The sequence below is a fragment of the Variovorax atrisoli genome (assembly GCF_014195185.1).
In the GTDB taxonomy this organism is placed as follows: Bacteria; Pseudomonadota; Gammaproteobacteria; order Burkholderiales; family Burkholderiaceae_C; genus Variovorax; species Variovorax atrisoli.
This window is the reverse complement of the sequence record NZ_JACIBG010000003.1, coordinates 585,031-603,443: the sequence shown is the minus strand read 5'-3', so window position 1 is coordinate 603,443 and position 18,413 is coordinate 585,031. Positions and strand designations below refer to the sequence as shown.

Annotated in this window: 16 protein-coding genes and 1 other RNA gene; 5 read left to right on the top strand and 12 right to left on the bottom strand. The window is 64.8% G+C overall.

All coding sequences use genetic code 11. From position 1 onward, the window contains the following. Positions 1 to 17 precede the first annotated feature (17 nt). From FHY06_RS13985 to gyrA, 12 genes are all read right to left on the bottom strand, one after another. A complete protein-coding gene (locus tag FHY06_RS13985; protein ID WP_184605528.1) occupies positions 18 to 986 on the bottom strand; it encodes a TRAP transporter substrate-binding protein in 969 nt (322 codons plus the stop codon). 164 nt (positions 987 to 1,150) lie between these two features. Further along, complete coding sequence (locus tag FHY06_RS13980) at positions 1,151 to 1,471, bottom strand: ComEA family DNA-binding protein (protein ID WP_184605527.1); 321 nt, start codon at positions 1,469 to 1,471, stop codon at positions 1,151 to 1,153. 136 nt (positions 1,472 to 1,607) lie between these two features. Further along, complete coding sequence (gene lapB, locus FHY06_RS13975; protein ID WP_126185463.1) at positions 1,608 to 2,777, bottom strand: lipopolysaccharide assembly protein LapB; 1,170 nt, start codon at positions 2,775 to 2,777, stop codon at positions 1,608 to 1,610. Then, positions 2,767 to 3,111 (bottom strand): LapA family protein, encoded by a 345-nt coding sequence (locus tag FHY06_RS13970; RefSeq protein WP_126185464.1) that lies wholly within the window; start codon positions 3,109 to 3,111, stop codon positions 2,767 to 2,769. Before FHY06_RS13970 ends, lapB begins: the two co-directional genes overlap by 11 nt. 57 nt (positions 3,112 to 3,168) lie before the next feature. Beyond that, positions 3,169 to 3,495, bottom strand: a complete 327-nt coding sequence (locus FHY06_RS13965; RefSeq protein WP_019654766.1) for an integration host factor subunit beta — start codon at positions 3,493 to 3,495, stop codon at positions 3,169 to 3,171. A gap of 78 nt (positions 3,496 to 3,573) precedes the next feature. After that, entirely contained in the window at positions 3,574 to 5,262 is a 1,689-nt protein-coding gene (rpsA, locus tag FHY06_RS13960; RefSeq protein WP_145760373.1) for a 30S ribosomal protein S1, read from the bottom strand. Between the two features lie 228 nt (positions 5,263 to 5,490). Next, positions 5,491 to 7,503 carry a bifunctional 3-phosphoshikimate 1-carboxyvinyltransferase/cytidylate kinase gene (locus tag FHY06_RS13955; protein ID WP_184605526.1) on the bottom strand — a complete coding sequence of 671 codons (2,013 nt, stop codon included), beginning with the start codon at positions 7,501 to 7,503 and terminating at the stop codon, positions 5,491 to 5,493. 1 nt (position 7,504) lies between these two features. Beyond that, complete coding sequence (locus FHY06_RS13950; RefSeq protein WP_184605525.1) at positions 7,505 to 8,395, bottom strand: prephenate dehydrogenase; 891 nt, start codon at positions 8,393 to 8,395, stop codon at positions 7,505 to 7,507. A 26-nt stretch (positions 8,396 to 8,421) separates the two neighbouring features. Then, positions 8,422 to 9,546, bottom strand: coding sequence for a prephenate dehydratase (gene pheA, locus FHY06_RS13945; protein WP_019654769.1), 1,125 nt, complete (start codon positions 9,544 to 9,546; stop codon positions 8,422 to 8,424). A gap of 24 nt (positions 9,547 to 9,570) precedes the next feature. After that, positions 9,571 to 10,638 carry a 3-phosphoserine/phosphohydroxythreonine transaminase gene (gene serC, locus FHY06_RS13940; protein ID WP_260310451.1) on the bottom strand — a complete coding sequence of 356 codons (1,068 nt, stop codon included), beginning with the start codon at positions 10,636 to 10,638 and terminating at the stop codon, positions 9,571 to 9,573. A gap of 70 nt (positions 10,639 to 10,708) precedes the next feature. Next, positions 10,709 to 11,290: a DUF2059 domain-containing protein gene (locus FHY06_RS13935; RefSeq protein ID WP_019654771.1), complete on the bottom strand. Its 582-nt coding sequence runs from the start codon at positions 11,288 to 11,290 to the stop codon at positions 10,709 to 10,711. Next, a complete protein-coding gene (gyrA, locus tag FHY06_RS13930; protein WP_132754576.1) occupies positions 11,287 to 13,932 on the bottom strand; it encodes a DNA gyrase subunit A in 2,646 nt (881 codons plus the stop codon). The genes FHY06_RS13935 and gyrA overlap by 4 nt, the downstream gene beginning before the upstream one ends. Before the next feature lie 224 nt (positions 13,933 to 14,156). On the opposite strand from gyrA, the gene ompA reads away from it, so the two are divergent. From ompA to FHY06_RS13905, 5 genes are all read left to right on the top strand, one after another. Then, positions 14,157 to 14,807 (top strand): outer membrane protein OmpA, encoded by a 651-nt coding sequence (gene ompA / locus FHY06_RS13925; RefSeq protein ID WP_019654773.1) that lies wholly within the window; start codon positions 14,157 to 14,159, stop codon positions 14,805 to 14,807. Positions 14,808 to 14,933: 126 nt separating this feature from the next. Further along, the gene (ubiG, locus tag FHY06_RS13920) at positions 14,934 to 15,653 is read left to right on the top strand and encodes a bifunctional 2-polyprenyl-6-hydroxyphenol methylase/3-demethylubiquinol 3-O-methyltransferase UbiG (protein ID WP_019654774.1); all 720 of its coding nucleotides are present in this window, start codon (positions 14,934 to 14,936) and stop codon (positions 15,651 to 15,653) included. Further along, positions 15,650 to 16,318 carry an HAD family hydrolase gene (locus FHY06_RS13915; RefSeq protein WP_184605524.1) on the top strand — a complete coding sequence of 223 codons (669 nt, stop codon included), beginning with the start codon at positions 15,650 to 15,652 and terminating at the stop codon, positions 16,316 to 16,318. The genes ubiG and FHY06_RS13915 overlap by 4 nt, the downstream gene beginning before the upstream one ends. A gap of 13 nt (positions 16,319 to 16,331) precedes the next feature. Further along, positions 16,332 to 16,716: a transfer-messenger RNA gene (gene ssrA, locus FHY06_RS13910) on the top strand. A 202-nt stretch (positions 16,717 to 16,918) separates the two neighbouring features. Beyond that, complete coding sequence (locus tag FHY06_RS13905) at positions 16,919 to 18,136, top strand: tyrosine-type recombinase/integrase (RefSeq protein ID WP_184605523.1); 1,218 nt, start codon at positions 16,919 to 16,921, stop codon at positions 18,134 to 18,136. Positions 18,137 to 18,413 lie beyond the last annotated feature (277 nt).

Here is an 18,413-nt window from a genome sequence, read left to right as displayed (position 1 = left end):
TTCGGTTCGAGTCCGCGTCACATCTTCTTGTAGGCGTCGATCACGGCCTGCCCTTCGGCGCCGGCCTTCTCGGTCCACTCCTTGATCATGGTGTCGCCGACCTTCTTCATGTCTGCCTTGAGCTGTGCGGAGGGCACGTGCACCGTCATGCCGTTCTTCTTGAGCAGGTCGAGGTACTCAAGGTTCTTCTTCTTCGACAGCTCCCAACCGCGCTTCTCGGCGTCGGCCGCAGCCTTCAGCACTGCGTCCTGCGTAGGCTTGTCGAGGGCGTCGAAGGCCTTCTTGTTCATGAGCACCGCATTCTTCGGCAGCCAGGCCTGCGTGTCGTAGAAGTTCTTGATGTACTCGTAGGTCTTGGTGTCGTAGCCGGTGGAGCCCGAGGACATGTACGACTCGATCACGCCGGTTGCCATGGCCTGGGAGAGCTCGGCCTGCTGCACCGTGACCGGCTGGGCGCCGACGAGCTCGCCGATGCGCGCGGTGGCGGGGCTGTAGGCGCGCCACTTCACGCCCTTCAGGTCAGCGGCCGACGCGATCTCCTTCTTCACGAAGATGCCCTGCGGCGGCCATGCCACCGTGTAGAGCAGCACGATGCCCTGTTCGCCCAGCTTCTTCTCCAGTGCAGGCTTCTGCGCCTGATAGAGCTTCCACGCCGCGTCGTAGCTGTCGGCGAGGAAGGGAATGCCATCGGCTCCGAACATCTGCCATTCGTTCTGGTAGTTCACGAGCAGGATCTCGCCGAGCTGGGCCTGGCCACCCTGCACCGCGCGCTTGATCTCCGGCGCCTTGAACAGCGAGGCATTGGCATGCACCGTGATCTTGAGCTTGCCGCCGCTGCCCTTTTCCACGTCGCCCGCGAACTGCGTGATGTTCTCCGTGTGGAAGTTGGTCGCGGGGTAGGCGGTGGGCAGGTCCCACTTGGTCTGCGCGAAGGCTGCGGCGCCGAGGGTCAGGCCAGCGAGGGCGATGCCGAACTTGTGATTCATGAGCTCTCCGGAACGTATGGAATTGATGACGCAAATGAGCTTACGTGCAAATTCCGGGCCACTTGCTGAGGCCTTTCCCTGCCATCTCCCCGGTCGTCTCCCTGACATGGCGCGCATGAAAAAGCCGCCCGAAGGCGGCCTTGCATATTTCTACCGGAGCGAGATCAGGGCTTGGCGGCCTTCGCTTCCTTCGTTCCTTTGGAGGAGGCCGGTGCCGCGTCGCCGAAGCCCTTGCCATTGACCGTCAGGCCTTCGGCGGACAGCTTGGCCGCCTTCTTCTCCTTGACGCCCTTCACGCGCTGCATGAAGTCGGGCCAGTCCTTGAACTCGCCCTGCTTGCGCGCTTCGAGGATGCGCTTGGACATCGACGGGCCGACGCCCTTGATGCCGTCGAGATCGGCTTCCGTGCCCTTGTTGACATCGACGGCCGCGGATGCGGCGATCGCGAACAGCATGGCGGTGGTGGCCAGGATCTTCTTGAACATGATTGTTAACTCCCTCTATTCGTTGATGAATGACAGCCGACGCAATCGTCGGCCCGCGCTCAACGAGGTACTGAAAGAGGGCGTTGACCTATGAAGGCCCCGCAGGCCTTCATGTGACCATTGTTCAGGAACGTGATCAGAGTTCTTCGACGCGGCGAGGCGGATAGCTGTCCCAGGCCTGGCAGCCGGGGCAATGCCAGAAGTACTGGTGCGCCTCGAAGCCGCAGGCCGCACAGCGGTAGCGCATGAGCGGCCGCGTGGCCTGGTCGAGCGCGCGCTGCACCTGCGGGTGGAACTGCTCGTGCTCGAAGCGTTCGCCCGCGAGCCAGCGCGAGGCGGCGACTAGCGAAGGCTGCTGCGCGAGGTGGGCGATGTAGCCATCGCGCGGCGTCGGGTTCGGCTCCTCGGCCGTGGCGCTCGGCTTGCCGCCCAGTGCCATCAGCGCCTCGAGCACGTCGATGGACGGCGACTCCACGTAGCGCCGCTGCAGCAGTTCGAGCGCGTCGGCTTCGCGGTGTGCGGCCACAGCGGCCTGCTGCAACGCGGCGGCATAGAGCGGCAGCGCCAGCGGCGCGGTGTCGCTGAGCGCCACGAGCGTGTCGAAGGCCGCGCTCGCCTCGCCCTTGCGCAGCTGCAGGTTGGCGGTGTCGATGGCCGGGCGTGGTGCCTGCGGTGCCAGCTCGACGGCTTGCGCCAGCAGCTTTTCGGCGCCGGGCAGGTCGCCCGCCGCCACGCGCTCCGTCGCCTGTTCGCAGAGATGGTGCGCGCGGCGCGTGCTGTAGCTGGCCTGGTCGGACTCGTCGAGCTTCTGCGCCACGTCGGCGGCCTGCGCCCATTCGCGCGAGCGCTCGTAGATGGCCAGCAGCGCGAGCCGTGCCTCGTTTTCGTAGCGCGTGCCCTCGAGCTTCTGCAGCGCGGCTTCGGCGCGGTCGAGCAGGCCGGCGCGCAGGAAGTCCTGCGCCAGGGCGTGCTGCGCGCGCTCGCGGTCGCTGCGGCTGAGGTCGCCGCGGCCCAGCAGGTGCTCGTGCACGCGCACCGCGCGCTGGTACTCGCCGCGGCGGCGGAACAGGTTGCCGAGCGCGAAGTGCAGCTCCTGCGTGTCGGGGTCGTTCTGCACGGCCTCGATGAAGGCGTCGATGGCCTGGTCCTGCTGCTCGTTGAGCAGGAAGTTGAGGCCGCGGAAGTAGGCCTTGGGTGCCTGGCGGTTCTCGAGCTTGAGTTGCCGGATGTCGAAGCGCGATGCGAGCCAGCCCAGCACGAAGGCGACGGGCAGGCTGATCAGCAGCCAGCTGGGATCAAAGTCCATGTTGACGTACGGCGGGGAGGTCGGTGGCGGAGATGGTCGGTGCTGCGGTTGCCACCGCAGCGGCCGTGGCAACAGGTGTTGCGGGCGACTGGGCTTCGCTTGCGGCCGGCATCTGTGCCGCCGCGGCGACGCGGTGCTTCCACCAGCCCGGCAGCATGCCCAGCGCTCCCACCACGAGGCCGCCCGCGAAGGCAGCGAGCACGACCAGCACCAGCGGTGCGCGCCAGTAGGTACCGAAGAAGAAGTAGACGGTCGCGTCGTGCTGGTTGTTCAGCGCGAAGGCGAAGAGCGTAAAAAAAATGGCTGCCTTGAGCAGCCACAGGAGGTATTTCATAGCCGTTCCCGTTGCCGGGAGCATTCTACGTTTGCGGGCATTCCGATCGTCCGCGCGTCAGGCCTTGCGGCCCTTGGCTTCCTTGCCCGCGTCGAGCTCGGCCGTCTTTGCGTCGACGGCTTCGCGCAGCGCCTTGCCGGGCTTGAAGTGCGGCACCCGCTTCTCGGGGATCTGCACGCTCTCGCCCGAGCGCGGGTTGCGGCCGATGCGCGGCGGGCGCCTGTTGACCGAGAAGCTGCCGAAGCCGCGGATCTCGATGCGGTGGCCGCGCACCAGCGCGTCGCTCATGGCGTCGAGGATGGTCTTGACGGCGTATTCGGCATCGCGGTGCGTGAGCTGTGCAAAGCGGGCTGCGAGTTCTTCGACGAGGTCCGAGCGTGTCATAGGCCAAACATAAACGAAAAACGTGGGCGAAAAAAAAGACAGAGCGGCCCCAGGGCCTGCTCTGTCTTCCGGTTCAGCTTACTTGCTGTCGTTGCTGTCCAGCTTGGCGCGCAGCAGGGCGCCCAGGCTGGTCGTGCCCGCGTTCTCGCGTGCCGACTGCTGGCTCAGGCTGGCCATGGCGCCTTGCTCGTCGACCATGTCCTTCTGCTTGATCGACAGCTGGATGTTGCGGGTCTTGCGATCCACGTTCACGACGATGGCCGTGACTTCGTCGCCTTCCTTCAGCACGTTGCGGGCATCTTCGACGCGGTCGCGCGAGATTTCCGAAGCACGCAGGTAGCCGACGATGTCTTCGCCGAGGTCGATTTCAGCGCCACGGGCGTCGACCGTCTTGACCTTGCCGGTCACGATCTGGCCCTTGTCGTTCACCGTGGTGAAGGTGGTGAACGGGTCGCTGTCGAGCTGCTTGATGCCCAGCGAGATGCGCTCGCGGTCGACGTCGACTGCCAGCACGATCGCTTCGACTTCCTGGCCCTTCTTGTAGTTGCGAACGGCAGTTTCGCCGGCTTCGTTCCACGAGAGGTCGGACAGGTGAACCAGGCCGTCGATGCCGGCAGCCAGACCCACGAACACGCCGAAGTCGGTGATCGACTTGATCGGGCCCTTGACGCGGTCGCCGCGCTTGGTGTTCTGCGCGAATTCCTGCCACGGGTTGGCCTTGCACTGCTTCATGCCCAGGCTGATGCGGCGCTTGTCTTCGTCGATTTCCAGGACCATGACTTCGACTTCGTCGCCCAGCGAGACGATCTTGTTCGGAGCGATGTTCTTGTTGGTCCAGTCCATTTCGGAGACGTGCACCAGGCCTTCGATGCCGGGCTCGAGCTCGACGAACGCGCCGTAGTCGGCGATGTTCGTGACCTTGCCGAACAGGCGGGTGCCTTGCGGGTAGCGGCGCGAAACGCCCATCCACGGGTCGTCGCCCATCTGCTTCAGACCCAGCGACACGCGGTTCTTCTCGGTGTCGAACTTGAGGATCTTGGCGGTGATTTCCTGGCCGGCCTGAACGACTTCGCTCGGGTGGCGGACACGGCGCCATGCCATGTCGGTGATGTGCAGCAGGCCGTCGATGCCGCCGAGGTCCACGAACGCACCGTATTCGGTGATGTTCTTGACCACGCCGCGCACCACTGCGCCTTCCTTCAGCGTTTCCATCAGCTTGGCGCGTTCTTCGCCCATGCTGGCCTCGACCACGGCGCGGCGCGACAGCACGACGTTGTTGCGCTTGCGGTCCAGCTTGATGACCTTGAATTCGAGGGTCTTGTTCTCGTAGGGGGTCAGGTCCTTGATCGGACGCGTGTCGATCAGCGAGCCCGGCAGGAATGCGCGGATGCCGTTGACCAGGACCGTCAGGCCGCCCTTGACCTTGCCGCTGGTGGTGCCGGTGACGAAGTCGCCCGATTCCAGCGCCTTCTCGAGGGCCAGCCACGAAGCCAGACGCTTGGCGGTGTCGCGCGAGAGGATGGTGTCGCCGTAGCCGTTTTCAACGCTGCCGATGGCAACGGAAACGAAGTCGCCGGCCTGCACTTCGAGTTCGCCCTTGTCGTTCTTGAACTCTTCGATCGGCACATACGCTTCGGACTTCAGGCCGGCGTTGACGACGACGTGGTTGTGTTCGACACGCACGACTTCGGCGGTGATGACCTCGCCCGTGCGCATTTCGGAACGCTTCAGGGACTCTTCGAACAGATCGGCAAAAGATTCAGACATTTAGTTTCCTTCCGTCAGGCAGGGTTGGCAGGCGCTCTTGCGAAATTGCGTGCGGCTGCTGTGGGTCTGTAGACGGCGGTTTGGTGGGCATGAGCCCGGTTGGTTGAACAACCAGCAGGCCGGTGCGCTGTCGCGCGGAAGGAGCCTGCTGGAGCGGTATGCACCTACGGATATGCCGTTGGGCGCCAGCTTTTCAAGCGGACCTGAAAGGCTGTCACTTCAAGCCGCTCAAGCGGGCTTGAACGGCTGAATTTCCTGCCACCAGGCCAACACCGTGTCGATCGATTGCTCGATGGACAACTGCGAGTTGTCGAGATGGCGGGCGTCCTGCGCCGGCTTCAGGGGGGCGACGCTGCGGGACGAATCCCTGGCGTCACGGGCCTCCAAGTCGGAGCGAAGACTGTCGAGTGTAGTCGAAATCCCCTTTGAAATCAACTGCTTATGCCGCCGTTCGGCGCGCTGGGCGGCGCTGGCCGTGAGGAAGACCTTGAGCGCGGCATCCGGGAAGATCACCGTGCCCATGTCGCGGCCGTCGGCCACCAGGCCCGGCAGCTGGCGGAAACGCTGCTGCAGGGCCAGCAGCGCCTCGCGCACGGCCGGCAGCGCGGAAACGCGGGAGGCGTCCATGCCGGCGGCTTCGGTGCGGATCTCTTCGCTCACGTCCTCGCCGTCGAGCAGCACCTTCCCTTCGGTGAACTGCAGGGGCAGGGCGGCCGCCAGGGCGGCGACCTCGGCCTCGTGTTCCAGGTCGGCGCTCAGGCCCGCGCGGCGCACGGCCAGGCCGGTCACGCGGTAGAGCGAGCCCGAATCGAGGTAGTGGTAGCCCAGCAGGCGCGCGACTTCGGCCGCCAGCGTGCCCTTACCCGAGGCGGTCGGGCCGTCGATGCAGATCACCGGCACCTCGGTGGCCTGCGCCACGGAGAAGAGCGTCTCGAAGTAGTCGGGGAAGGTCTTGGCGACGCAGTGCGGATCGAGGATGCGCACCGGCACGCCGGCCGGGTTGAACGCCGCCAGCGAGAAGCACATGGCCACGCGGTGGTCGTCGTAGGTGCGGATGCTCGCGGGGCGCCAGCCGGCCTGCGCCAGCGGATGCACCCGGATGAAATCGGGCCCGGCCTCGACCGTGGCGCCGAGCTTGCTCAGCTCGTTGGCCATGGCGTCGATGCGGTCGGTTTCCTTCACGCGCCAGCTCGCGATGTTGCGCAGCGTGGTGGGGCCGTCGGCATAGAGCGCCATCACGGCCAGCGTCATCGCGGCATCGGGGATGTGGTTGGCGTCGAGGTCTATGGCCTTGAGCGGCCAGGCGCCCCGGCGGATCTCGAGCCAGTTGGGCCCGCTGTCGACCAGCGCACCCATCTGGCGGGCGGCGTCTATGAACCGGATGTCGCCCTGGATGGAGTCGGCGCCCACGCCTTCGATGCGGATGCCCTCCTTGCCGGAAACGCCGGTGGCGATGGCGCCGAGCGCGATGAAATAGCTGGCGGAGGAGGCATCCGCCTCCACGTGGATCTCGCCGGGCGAGCTGTAGCGGCTGCCCGCGGGTATGGTGAAGCGCTCCCAGCCGTCGCGGTGGACCTGGATGCCGAAGCGCGCCAGCAGGTTCAGCGTGATCTCGATGTACGGCTTGGAGATCAGCTCGCCGACCACCTCGATCACGATGTCGTTGGCCGCGGCCAGCGGCAGCCCCAGCAGCAGGGCAGTGAGGAACTGGCTCGACACGTCGCCGCGCACGCGGATCGGGGCGTCGAGCGCCAGGTCGCCGTGCGGCACAGGATGGATGCGCAGCGGCGGATAGCCGGGGTTGCCGAGGTAGTCGATGCGGCAGCCGAGCTGCGTCAGCGCATCGACGAGGTCGCCGATGGGGCGCTCGTGCATGCGCGGAACACCGCTGAGCTCGAATTCGCCGCCCAGCAGCGACAGCGCCGCCGTCAGCGGGCGCATTGCCGTGCCGGCGTTGCCGAGGAAAAGCGGCAGCAGCGTTTCGCCGGACTTGAGCCGTCCGCCCAGCCCGGTGACGCGCAGCGTGCTGCCCGCCTGTTCGATGCCGCAACCCAGGGCGCGCAGCGCGTCGAGCATCACGCGGGTGTCGTCGGAATCGAGCAGGTCGTGGATGGCGGTGGTGCCGCTGGCGAGTGCCGCGAGCAGCAGCACGCGGTTCGAAATGCTCTTGGAGCCCGGCAGGCGCACCGTACCGGCCGCGCCGGCGAGCGGCGGGAGGTCGAGGAAGGTCGTCGAGAACATCTCAGTTGTCCTGCTGCTGCGACGCGCTGTCGGCGGCCGGCTTCCAGGCCGCCCGCGTCTTGCTGGCTGTGGCAATCGACAGCTCCAGGCCCTGCAGGTCGTTGGCGGCCATCAACGCCTCGAAGTCGTCGAGCGCCTTGCGGAAGGCTCGAGACTGCTCCAGCACATGCTCGCGGTTGGCCAGCAGCACGTCGCGCCACATGACCGGATCGCTCGCGGCGATGCGCGAGAAGTCGCGGAAGCCCGGGCCCGCAAGGCTCAGGAAGCGCTCGCCCTGCGGCTGCGCGGCCAGGCCGTTGATGTACGCGAATGCCAGCAGGTGCGGCAGGTGGCTCACGGCGGCGAAGGCGCCGTCGTGCTCCTCGTGCGTCATCGTGACGACGTTGGCGCCGATGCCGCTCCACACCTGGGTGGCCCGCTGCACGTTGGAGCGCAGCGTGGTCTTCACCGGGGTCAGCACGACCTGGCGTCCGGCGAAGAGCGACGCCTCCGCGTGCTCGATGCCCGAGAGCTCCTTGCCCGCGATAGGGTGCGCCGGCACGAAATTCGCGAACTGGCGCTGCAGGCCGTTGCGCGCGGCCTCGATCACGTCGCCCTTGGTCGAGCCCACGTCCATCACCAGCGTCTCGCTGGAGATGCCGTGGCGGATGGCCTTGAAGGTGGCTTCGGAAGCAGCCACCGGCACCGCCAGCAGCACGATGTCGGCGCCCGACACCGCCAGCAGCGCCGAGGGCGCCGCCACGTCGATCACGCCGAGCTGGCGCGCCCGCTCGGTGGTGGAGGGCGACTTGCTGTAGCCCACCACGCGTTTCACCAGCTTCGCGCGCTTGAGTGCGAGCGCGAAGGAGCCGCCCATCAGGCCGCAGCCGATCAGTCCCAGTTGTTCGAACATGCTGTCTCTGTGTGTCTGCCTGCCGGTCAGGCCTTGACGGGGTAGGCGCCGAGCACCTTGTAGAAGGCGCAGAGGCCGCGCAGCTCGGCCAGCGCGGCAGCCACGTTGGGCTGCGAGGGATGGCCGTCGAGGTCGATGTAGAAGTAGTACTCCCACTGGCCGGTGCGCGCGGGGCGCGACTCGAAGCGCGTCATCGAGACGTTGTTGAGCTTCAGTGGTACCAGCAGGTCGTGCACTGCGCCGGGCCGGTTGGGAACCGAGACGATCAGGCTCGTGCAGTCGCGGCCCGATGCCGGCGGCATGGCCAGCGTCTGCGGCAGGCAGATCACCGAAAAGCGGGTGCGGTTGTACGAGTCGTCCTGGATCGCGTGCGCCACGATGTGCAGGCCGAAGCGCGTGGAGGCACGTTCGCCCGCCAGCGCAGCCCACTTGGGATTGGTGGCCGCGAGGCGCGCGCCCTCGGCGTTGCTCGATACGGCACGCCGCTCGGCATTGGGCAGGTGCTTGGACAGCCAGGTCTGGCATTGCGCCAGCGCCTGCGGATGGGCCAGCACCGCCTCGACGCCTTCGAGCGAATTGCTGCTGCGCAGCAGGTGGTGGCGGATCAGCAGGCTGACCTCGCCGACGACGTGCGTGGGCGAGTGCAGGAACAGGTCCAGCGAGCGCGTGACCACGCCCTCGGTCGAGTTCTCGACGCCGACCACGCCGTATTGGGCGCTGCCCGCGGCGGTGGCATGGAACACCTCGTCGAAGCTGGCGCAGTAGATCAGGTCGGCGGCGCCGCCGAAGTATTCGATGGCGGCCTGCTCGCAGAAGGTGCCTTCGGGGCCGAGCACGGCAACGCGCTGCGGCGACTCGAGCGCCAGGCAGGCCGACATGATCTCGCGCCAGATGGCGGCAACGTGGAGGTCCTTGAGCGGACCGCCATTGCTCTTCTGCATCTTGTCGATGACCTGCGCCACGCGGTCGGGGCGGAAGAACGGCGTGCCCTCGCGCTTCTTGACCTCGCCGACCAGTTCGGCCACGTGGGCCCGCTCGTTGAGCAGGCTCAGCAGGCGCTGGTCGAGCGAGTCGATCTGCACGCGCAGATCGGCCAGGCTTTCGGAATTGTCGGGAGAGGAGGAGGGCGGTGTGGGTGCGGAGGCGGTCATCGGTGCGAGCGGCTGGGCATGCGCCTAGGCATGCGATCGCTCGAATTCTCGCATGTAGGCCACCAGAGCCTGCACCCCTGCCAGCGGCATGGCGTTGTAAATGCTCGCGCGCATGCCCCCGACCGACTTGTGGCCCTTGAGCTGCAGCAGCCCGGCTTCGCGAGCGCCGGCGAGGAAGGCCTCGTTGCGGCTCTCGTCAGCCAGGAAGAACGGCACGTTCATGCGCGAACGGCAGCCCGGGTCGATGCGGTTGGCGTAGAAGTCGGAGCCATCGATGAAGTCGTACAGCAGCTTCGCCTTGGCGATGTTGCGCTGCTCCATGGCGGCGACACCGGTGTACTCGCCCTCGGTCTGCTCCAGCAGCCACTTGAACGTGAGCCCTGCCATGTAGATGCCCCAGGTCGGCGGGGTGTTGTACATGGACTGGTTGTCGGCCACGGTCTTGTAGTTGAAGGCGCTCGGGCAGATCTCTAGCGCATGGCCGATCAGGTCGTCACGGACGACCACGATGGTCAGCCCGGCGGGGCCGAGGTTCTTCTGGGCGCCGCCGAAGGCCAGGCCGACGCGGCTCCAGTCGACGCTGCGCGAGGCGACGTGCGAGGAGAAGTCGATGACCAGCGGCGCGCTGCTGCCGAGAGCGGCCAGATCGGGCAGTTGCTGGAATTCGATGCCGTTGATCGTTTCGTTCGAGCACACGTGCACGTACGAGGCATCCTTGGAGAGCTGCCAGGTCGCGGGATCGGGCAGCTTCGTGTGCTGGTTGTCGGCATTGCTGGCGGCCACGCGCGCATTGCAGTAGCGCTGGGCTTCCTTGTGCGACTTGGTGCTCCAGCTGCCGGTGATAACGAAGTCGGTGGTCTTGCCGCGCGAGAGGTTCAGCGGAACGATGGCGTTCTCGCCAAGCCCGCCGCCCTGCATGAACAGGATGTGGAAGTTCGAGGGAATCGCCAGCAGCGTGCGGAGGTCGGCTTCGGCCTGCGTGCAGATCGAACCGAACTCCTTGCCGCGATGGCTCATCTCCATCACGCTCATGCCGCTGCCCTGCCAGTCGAGCATTTCGGCGGCGGCGCGTTGCAGCACCGCCTCCGGCATGGCAGCCGGACCGGCCGAGAAGTTGTAGGGGCGCTTGCCGGCCGGCGTCTGCTGCTGGGTCACGTTTCTCTTACTTCTTTGCTGGGGCCTTGGCAGGCGCCTTGGCGGGGGCTGCGCCACCGTCGGTCGGTGCGCCGAGGGCCTTGGCGACGGCGGTGTCGAGCGCCTGCATCTTGGGCTCGACCGTGGCACGCGTCTCGGACACGAGCTTTTCCGTCAGGGCGGTCTGCATCTTGGGATTCAATTCCTGGTACTTCTTGCTCAGGGGCGAGTTGATCCAGGCCAGCAGCTGCTTGAGCTCGTCTTCGCTGAAGTTCTGTTCCATCAGCGGGGTCAGGGCGCCGGGGGCCAGTTGCACGGCCTTGTCGCGGACGATGGGGTAGGTCTCGTCGAAGTACTTCTTCAGCTCGGCGTCGGCGGCCTTGGCGGCGGCTTCGCGCTTGGCCTCGGGCACTTGCGTCTGCAGGTACTGCGAACCCGCCTGCGCGATCGGGGCACTCGACTGCTCGACCAGGCCACGAGCCAGCGACTCGATTCCGGGGCGCTGGATGTCGATGAACTGCTTGATGAGCGTGGCCTTGTCCTGGGCCAGGGCGGCCATCGAGCTGCTTGCCAGGGCGACCGTCAGAAGTGCGAGTTTGATTTTTTTCACTGAGGATTCTCCGTTGAAGATGAGGAAGTATCGTCTGCTTCAGGCTCGGATTCGCCGTTTGCGTCGTTTTCGACGATACGTTGTAGCCCGCTGAGTTTGGCGCCTTCGTCGAGCCCGATCAGCGTGACGCCTTGCGTCGCGCGACCCAGTTCACGAATCTCGGCAACCCGGGTGCGCACCAGCACGCCCTTGTCGGTGATGAGCATGATCTCATCATCCGCATGCACGAGAGTGGCGGCAACGACCTTGCCATTGCGCTCACTCTGTTGAATCGCGATCATGCCCTTGGTTCCCCGCCCATGACGGGTGTATTCGGTAATGCTTGTTCGCTTTCCGTAACCATTTTCCGTGGCCGTGAGCACGCTCTGCTGCTCGTCCTCGGCCACCAGCATCGCGATAACGCCCTGTCCGGCCTCGAGCGACATGCCGCGCACGCCGCGTGCATTGCGGCCCAGCGGACGGACGTCCTCCTCGTCGAAGCGCACGGCCTTGCCGCCGTCGCTGAAGAGCATCACGTCGTGCTTGCCGTCGGTGAGTGCGGCGCCGATCAGGTAGTCGCCCTCGTCGAGGTTGACCGCGATGATGCCGCCCTTGCGCGGGTTGCTGAATTCGTCGAGCGCGGTCTTCTTGACCGTGCCCATCGAGGTCGCCATGAATACGTACTGGTCGGCCGGGAAGTTGCGCTTCTCGCCGGTCAGGGGCAGGACCACGTTGATCTTCTCGCCTTCCTGCAGCGGGAACATGTTGACGATCGGTCGGCCGCGGGAGCCGCGCGATCCCACCGGCACCTCCCAGACCTTGAGCCAATAGAGTCGGCCGCGGTTCGAGAAGCAGAGGATGTAGTCGTGCGTGTTGGCGATGAAGAGCTGGTCGATCCAGTCGTCGTCCTTGGTGGCGGTGGCCTGCTTGCCGCGGCCTCCGCGCTTCTGGGCCCGGTATTCGCCGAGGGGCTGGCTCTTGATGTAGCCGCTGTGCGAGAGCGTGACCACCATGTCGGTCGGCGTGATCAGGTCCTCGGTCGAGAGGTCGTAGGCGCTGTGCTCCACCTGGCTGCGGCGCGCGCCGATCTTCGATTGGCCGAACTCCTGCTTGAGGGTGCCGAGTTCATCGCCGATGATGGTCGAGACGCGCTCGGGCTTGGCCAGGATGTCGAGCAGGTCGTCGATCTCGGCCATCACTTCCTTGTACTCGGCGACGATCTTGTCCTGCTCCAGGCCGGTCAGGCGCTGCAGGCGCATCTGGAGGATTTCCTGGGCCTGCGTCTCCGAGAGGCGATAGAGGCCATCGCTGCCCATGCCGAAATCGCGCTCGAGGCCCTCGGGACGGTAGTCGTCGGCGTTGACCACACCGCCGTCGGCGCGCGTGCGCGTGAGCATCTCGCGCACCAGCTTGCTGTCCCAGCTGCGCGTCATGAGCTCGGCCTTGGCGACCGGCGGAGTGGGCGATTCGCGGATGATGCGGATGAACTCGTCGATGTTCGCCAGCGCCACCGCCAGGCCTTCGAGCACGTGGCCGCGCTCGCGCGCCTTGCGCAGGTTGAAGACCGTGCGGCGGGTGACCACTTCGCGGCGGTGCTGCAGGAAGACCTCGATCAGGTCCTTCAGGTTGCAAAGCTTCGGCTGGCCGTCGACCAGCGCCACCATGTTGATGCCGAAGGTGTCCTGCAGCTGGGTCTGCTTGTAGAGGTTGTTGAGCACCACCTCGGGCACTTCGCCGCGCTTGAGCTCGATGACCAGCCGCATGCCCGACTTGTCGGACTCGTCCTGGATGTGGCTGATGCCCTCGATCTTCTTCTCGTGCACGAGCTCGGCCATGCGCTCCTGCAGCGTCTTCTTGTTGACCTGGTAGGGGAGCTCGTCGACGATGATCGCCTGGCGCTGGCCGCGGTCGATGTCCTCGAAGTGGCACTTGGCGCGCATCACGACCTTGCCGCGGCCGGTGCGGTAGCCGTCCTTCACGCCGTTGATGCCGTAGATGATGCCGGCGGTGGGGAAGTCGGGGGCGGGGACGATCTCCATCAGCTCGTCGATGCTGGCTTCGGGGTTGCGAAGCAGGTGCAGGCAGGCGTCCACCACCTCGTTCAGGTTGTGCGGCGGGATATTCGTGGCCATGCCGACCGCAATACCGCCGGAGCCATTGACCAGCAAATTCGGCAGCTGGCTCGGCAACACCTTGGGCTCTTTTTCGGAGCCGTCGTAATTGTCCTGAAAGTCGACGGTTTCCTTGTCGATATCGGCCAGCATTTCGTGCGCAATTTTCGCCAGCCGGATTTCCGTATACCGCATTGCGGCCGCGTTGTCTCCATCGACGGACCCGAAGTTGCCTTGGCCGTCGACCAGCATGTGGCGCATGGAGAAGTCCTGGGCCAGGCGGACGATGGTGTCGTAGACCGACTGGTCGCCGTGCGGGTGGTACTTACCGATCACGTCGCCGACGATACGGGCCGACTTCTTGTACGGGCGGTTCCAGTCGTTGTTCAGCTCGTGCATCGCGTAGAGCACCCGGCGGTGCACCGGCTTGAGGCCGTCGCGGGCGTCGGGGAGTGCTCGGCCCACGATCACGCTCATGGCGTAATCGAGGTAGCTGCTGCGCATTTCCTCTTCGAGACTGATGGGCAGGGTTTCTTTTGCGAAGGAGGTCATGAGCAAGGGACTGGCGGCAGGAAGGCGAAATTTTACGCTGTGAGGGGTGTCGCACCGCCGCAACACAAGGCGCCTATTCCGCCTCCGTCCTACGCTTCCGGGCCGTCCCGCGGGCTGTTTGCCAAAGACCCTATGGCACAATCGCCTCAACGTTTTGGGTGGTGGTCACTTAAAGCGTCCTTGATTCGCAGCGCGGCTGCGGCTTTTTCCCCAAGAGGAGAACCATGAAGAAACTGAATAAAGTGGCGATGATGTTTGCAGTCGCTGCGCTCGCCACTGCCGCCGGCGCGCAGACCCGTGTCACCGCTGCGGACGGCGGTCCTACGATCGACAACTGGCAAAACGGCACCGGCGAACTGGTTTGGAAGAACGGCACGAACGAACTGTGCTGGCGCGATGCCAACTGGACGCCTGCTACGGCTGCCGCTGGTTGCGACGGTGCTCTGGTTCCTGCAGCTCCGGTTGCTGCCACCCCGACTCCTGGCGCGCCGACCCCCCCGCCCGCTCCGCAAGTCGCCGCTTCGAAGGTGACCTTCGCTGCTGACGCCTTCTTCGACTTCGACAAGTCGGTTCTGAAGCCCGAAGGCCGCGCCAAGCTGACCGACCTGGTCGAGAAGATCCGTGGCGTGAACCTGGAAGTCATCATCGCTGTCGGCCACACCGACTCGATCGGTACCGACGCCTACAACCAGCGTCTGTCGGTGCGTCGCGCCGAAGCCGTCAAGGCCTTCCTGGTCTCGAAGGGCATCGAACGCAACCGCGTCTACACCGAAGGCAAGGGCAAGAAGCAGCCTGTGGCTGACAACCGCACCAAGGAAGGCCGCGCCAAGAACCGTCGCGTGGAAATCGAAGTGGTCGGCACCCGCGCCAACTAATCGATCGATTCCATCGACAATGAAACCCCGCTTCGGCGGGGTTTTTTTATGGCTGCCGAATTCGCGATTGATCTTCGGCAAAGGCTTGCGGTGTTTATCGGACATCGACCGTTTCATAATCGCTTCATGACAGAAAACCTGAATGCCGATCCGGCCGAACTGGCCAAGTTTTCAGAACTCGCACATCGCTGGTGGGATTTGGAAAGTGAATTTCGGCCGCTGCATGAAATCAATCCATTGCGTCTGGAATGGATTGACGGTATTGCGCCGATTTCGCAGCGTCGTGTGCTCGATATCGGCTGCGGCGGCGGAATCCTGGCGGATTCGATGGCCCGCAAAGGGGCTGACGTTCTGGGCATCGATCTCGCCGGCAAGGCGCTCAAGGTCGCCCAGTTGCATGCGCTCGAGGCTGGCACCCGGGGAGTGAAGTACCGGGAGATCAGTGCGGAGGCGCTGGCTGCCGAGCAGCCGGGCAGTTTCGACGTCGTGACCTGCATGGAGATGCTCGAGCATGTGCCGCAGCCGGCTTCGGTGATCCAGGCCTGCGCTGCGCTCGTGAAGCCGGGTGGATGGGTGTTCTTCTCGACGATCAACCGCAACCTGAAGTCCTTCATGCTGGCGATCGTGGGAGCGGAATACGTGCTCGGCATGCTGCCCCGCGGTACCCATGAATATGCAAAGCTGATCCGGCCCAGCGAGCTGGCCGGGTACTGCCGGGCGGCCGGCCTGGATCTTCGCCATACGCGAGGGATGGAACACAACCCCCTGACCCGCCGCTACTGGCTCAGCGACGACACCAGCGTCAATTACATGTTCGCCACGCAAAAGCCTGGGCCGCAGGAATGATCGGCCGCGAAACAAGGGCCGTGCTGTTCGACCTGGATGGCACCCTGATCGACAGTGCACCCGACCTCGGCGCCGCCGCCGACAAGATGCGCACCGACCGCGGCCTCGATTCCTATCCGCTGGAGCGCTATCGTCCCATGGCCGGGGCAGGGGCGCGCGGCATGTTGGGCGTGGCGTTCGGCATCACGCCCGAGTCGCCGGAGTTCCCCGAGCTGCGCGAAGAGTTCTTCGTAGCCTACGAGCGCCGCATGCTCCTCAATACGCAGGTGTTCGATGGAGTGCAGGCGCTGATCGAGGCGCTGCGGGAGCGTGGCCTTCTGTGGGGCGTGGTCACCAACAAGTCGATGCGCTTCACCGATCCGCTGACCCAGGCCCTTCCGCTCTTCGCCACTGCCGGCGCGGTCGTGAGCGGCGACACCACGCCGTTCGCGAAACCGCATCCCGAGCCTTTGCACGAGGCTGCACGCCGGCTCGGCGTGCCTTCCGACGCCTGCATCTACGTCGGCGACGACGAGCGCGACATCATCGCGGGCCGCGCCGCGGGAATGCGCACGGTTGCGGCAACCTACGGCTACATGGGCTCGCAGGCCGATTCGACGCTTTGGCAGGCCGACGCATCGATCTCTTCACCCCTCGAGCTCTTGAAGTTGCTCATTAGCGCCTAAAATACGTTCTCCAGGGGCTGCACTGGTTTCGACGTGGGTTCGGAGTCGCAGCGGGGCATGTCGAGCTGAATGCGCTCGTAAAACAGATTCAAACAAACTAACTGCAAACGACGAACGTTTCGCACTCGCTGCTTAATTGCCAGTGAGCCTTGCAACAGTTGGCCGATGGGCTGGGCAAGGGGGTCTGGAGCAATCCTGACCTCCCGGCTGCAAGGATAACTACATGGGCTGGCTCCGATCCGGGTACCTTGGGTCGGGGCGAGAAAATAGGGTACTGGCGTCCGGTTTAGCGTGTGACTGCGCGACTCCGGAAGCGAGACTCAAAACAGATCACTAAACATGTAGAACTGCGCGATGAAGGCTTGCGGACGGGGGTTCAAATCCCCCCAGCTCCACCAACATAACGTCCGAGGGCGTTCACTGAAGTCCGGTGAACGCCCTTTTTCATTGGGGAATCGCCTGCTGGTGGTCCGATGAAATCCGATGAAGTCCACTGGCAGCCGAGCCAAAAGCGGGGAACAGACCGGGGAACATAGGGCAGAATTTGAGACTTTCGGGGTATTGTTCCCCGGTTTTCCTGCTTTTTGGACTGCCCTGCCCATGTTGACTGACAAACACTGCAAGAACGCCTCCTGTTCGCCAGACAAGAAGCGTGCACGCTTCACCGATTCCTCTGGCCTGTATCTGGAGGTGAGCCCTGCCGGTTCGAAGCGGTGGTTCTGGAAGACCTATGCTAATGGGAAAGAGGGGCGAATGGCTCTGGGCAGCTATCCGACGATGAGCTTGGCGGAGGCGCGAAAGGCCCGAGACACCGCCAAGCTTCAGAAGGCGGGCGGTATCGATCCGATCCAGGCGCGTAAGGTGCAAAAGCTCAAGGCGACCAACGCCGCCGGTGACACCTTTAGTGTGGTTGCCATGGAGTGGTACGGGAAGCAGAAGGATCAATGGAGCGCCGGCCATGCGGAGCGTGCGCTGCGCCAGTTCGAGCGTGACCTGTTCCCTTGGCTGGGCGGGCGTCGATTGGCTGAGATTGAGCCTGTGGAGCTTCTGGCTACGCTTCGCAAGGTGGAGGAGCGTGGTGCGATTGAGACGGCTGATCGAGGCCTGATGCTGGCTCGACAGGTGTGGCGTTATGGAGTGGCTACCGGTAGGGCGAGTCGCGACATCACGGCCGACCTGAAGGGGGCGCTACAGCCTTACAGGGGCCGACATTTCGCAGCAGTAACCGATCCGACCGAGCTAGGCAAGTTATTGCGTGCGATCCGCGCTTACAAAGGCGGTCCTATCGTTCGGGCTGCGCTGCAGCTCGCCCCCATGTTGTTCCAGCGGCCCGGCGAGTTGCGCGCAGCCGCCTGGGCGGAGATGGATCTCGACACAGCGCTCTGGACAATCCCTGCCGCGAGGATGAAGCGGGAGAAGGCTGGCAAAGAGCATGGCAGTCCTCACCTGGTTCCGCTTCCGACGCAGGCGGTGAGGGTGCTGCGCGACTTGCACCCCTTAACGGGGCATGGCGCTCTCGTTTTCCCCGGAGAGCGCAGTCATGAGCGGCCGATCTCCGAGAATTCCGTTCGAACGGCACTAATTGCCATGGGCTACACCGCGCAAATTCAGACATGGCATGGCTTCCGGGCCACGGCGCGCACAATGTTGGCGGAACGGCTGGATTGTGACCCGCTGGTCATTGAGGCCCAGCTTGCGCATGCAGTGAAGGATGCCAATGGCCGGGCCTACAACCGCACGCAGTACATGCAACATCGCACTCGAATGATGCAGCAGTGGGCGGACTATCTGGACCAGCTTCACGAAGGAGCGCCCTGATTCGATTCCTGGCGGCGACCAGCTACTAAGCCGGACACATCCAAAGGTTTCCGGCTTTTTTATTTTCTCCTCTGAAGAGAGCCATTCTTCAGTCCGATAGGGTCCGCCTCAATCCGACGCATGTTGGGGGTATCTGGAGGGGTATCGAAATGGCGGTTTTGGGGTATGCGAAACCGGCTCAGGTACCCCTTGGTTAGAGCGGCATGGGCAGCCGTATTTTTCACGTGCGACTGTCCCAAGGTGAACAGCCGATCTGCTTCTAGAGGGCTGTACGCAT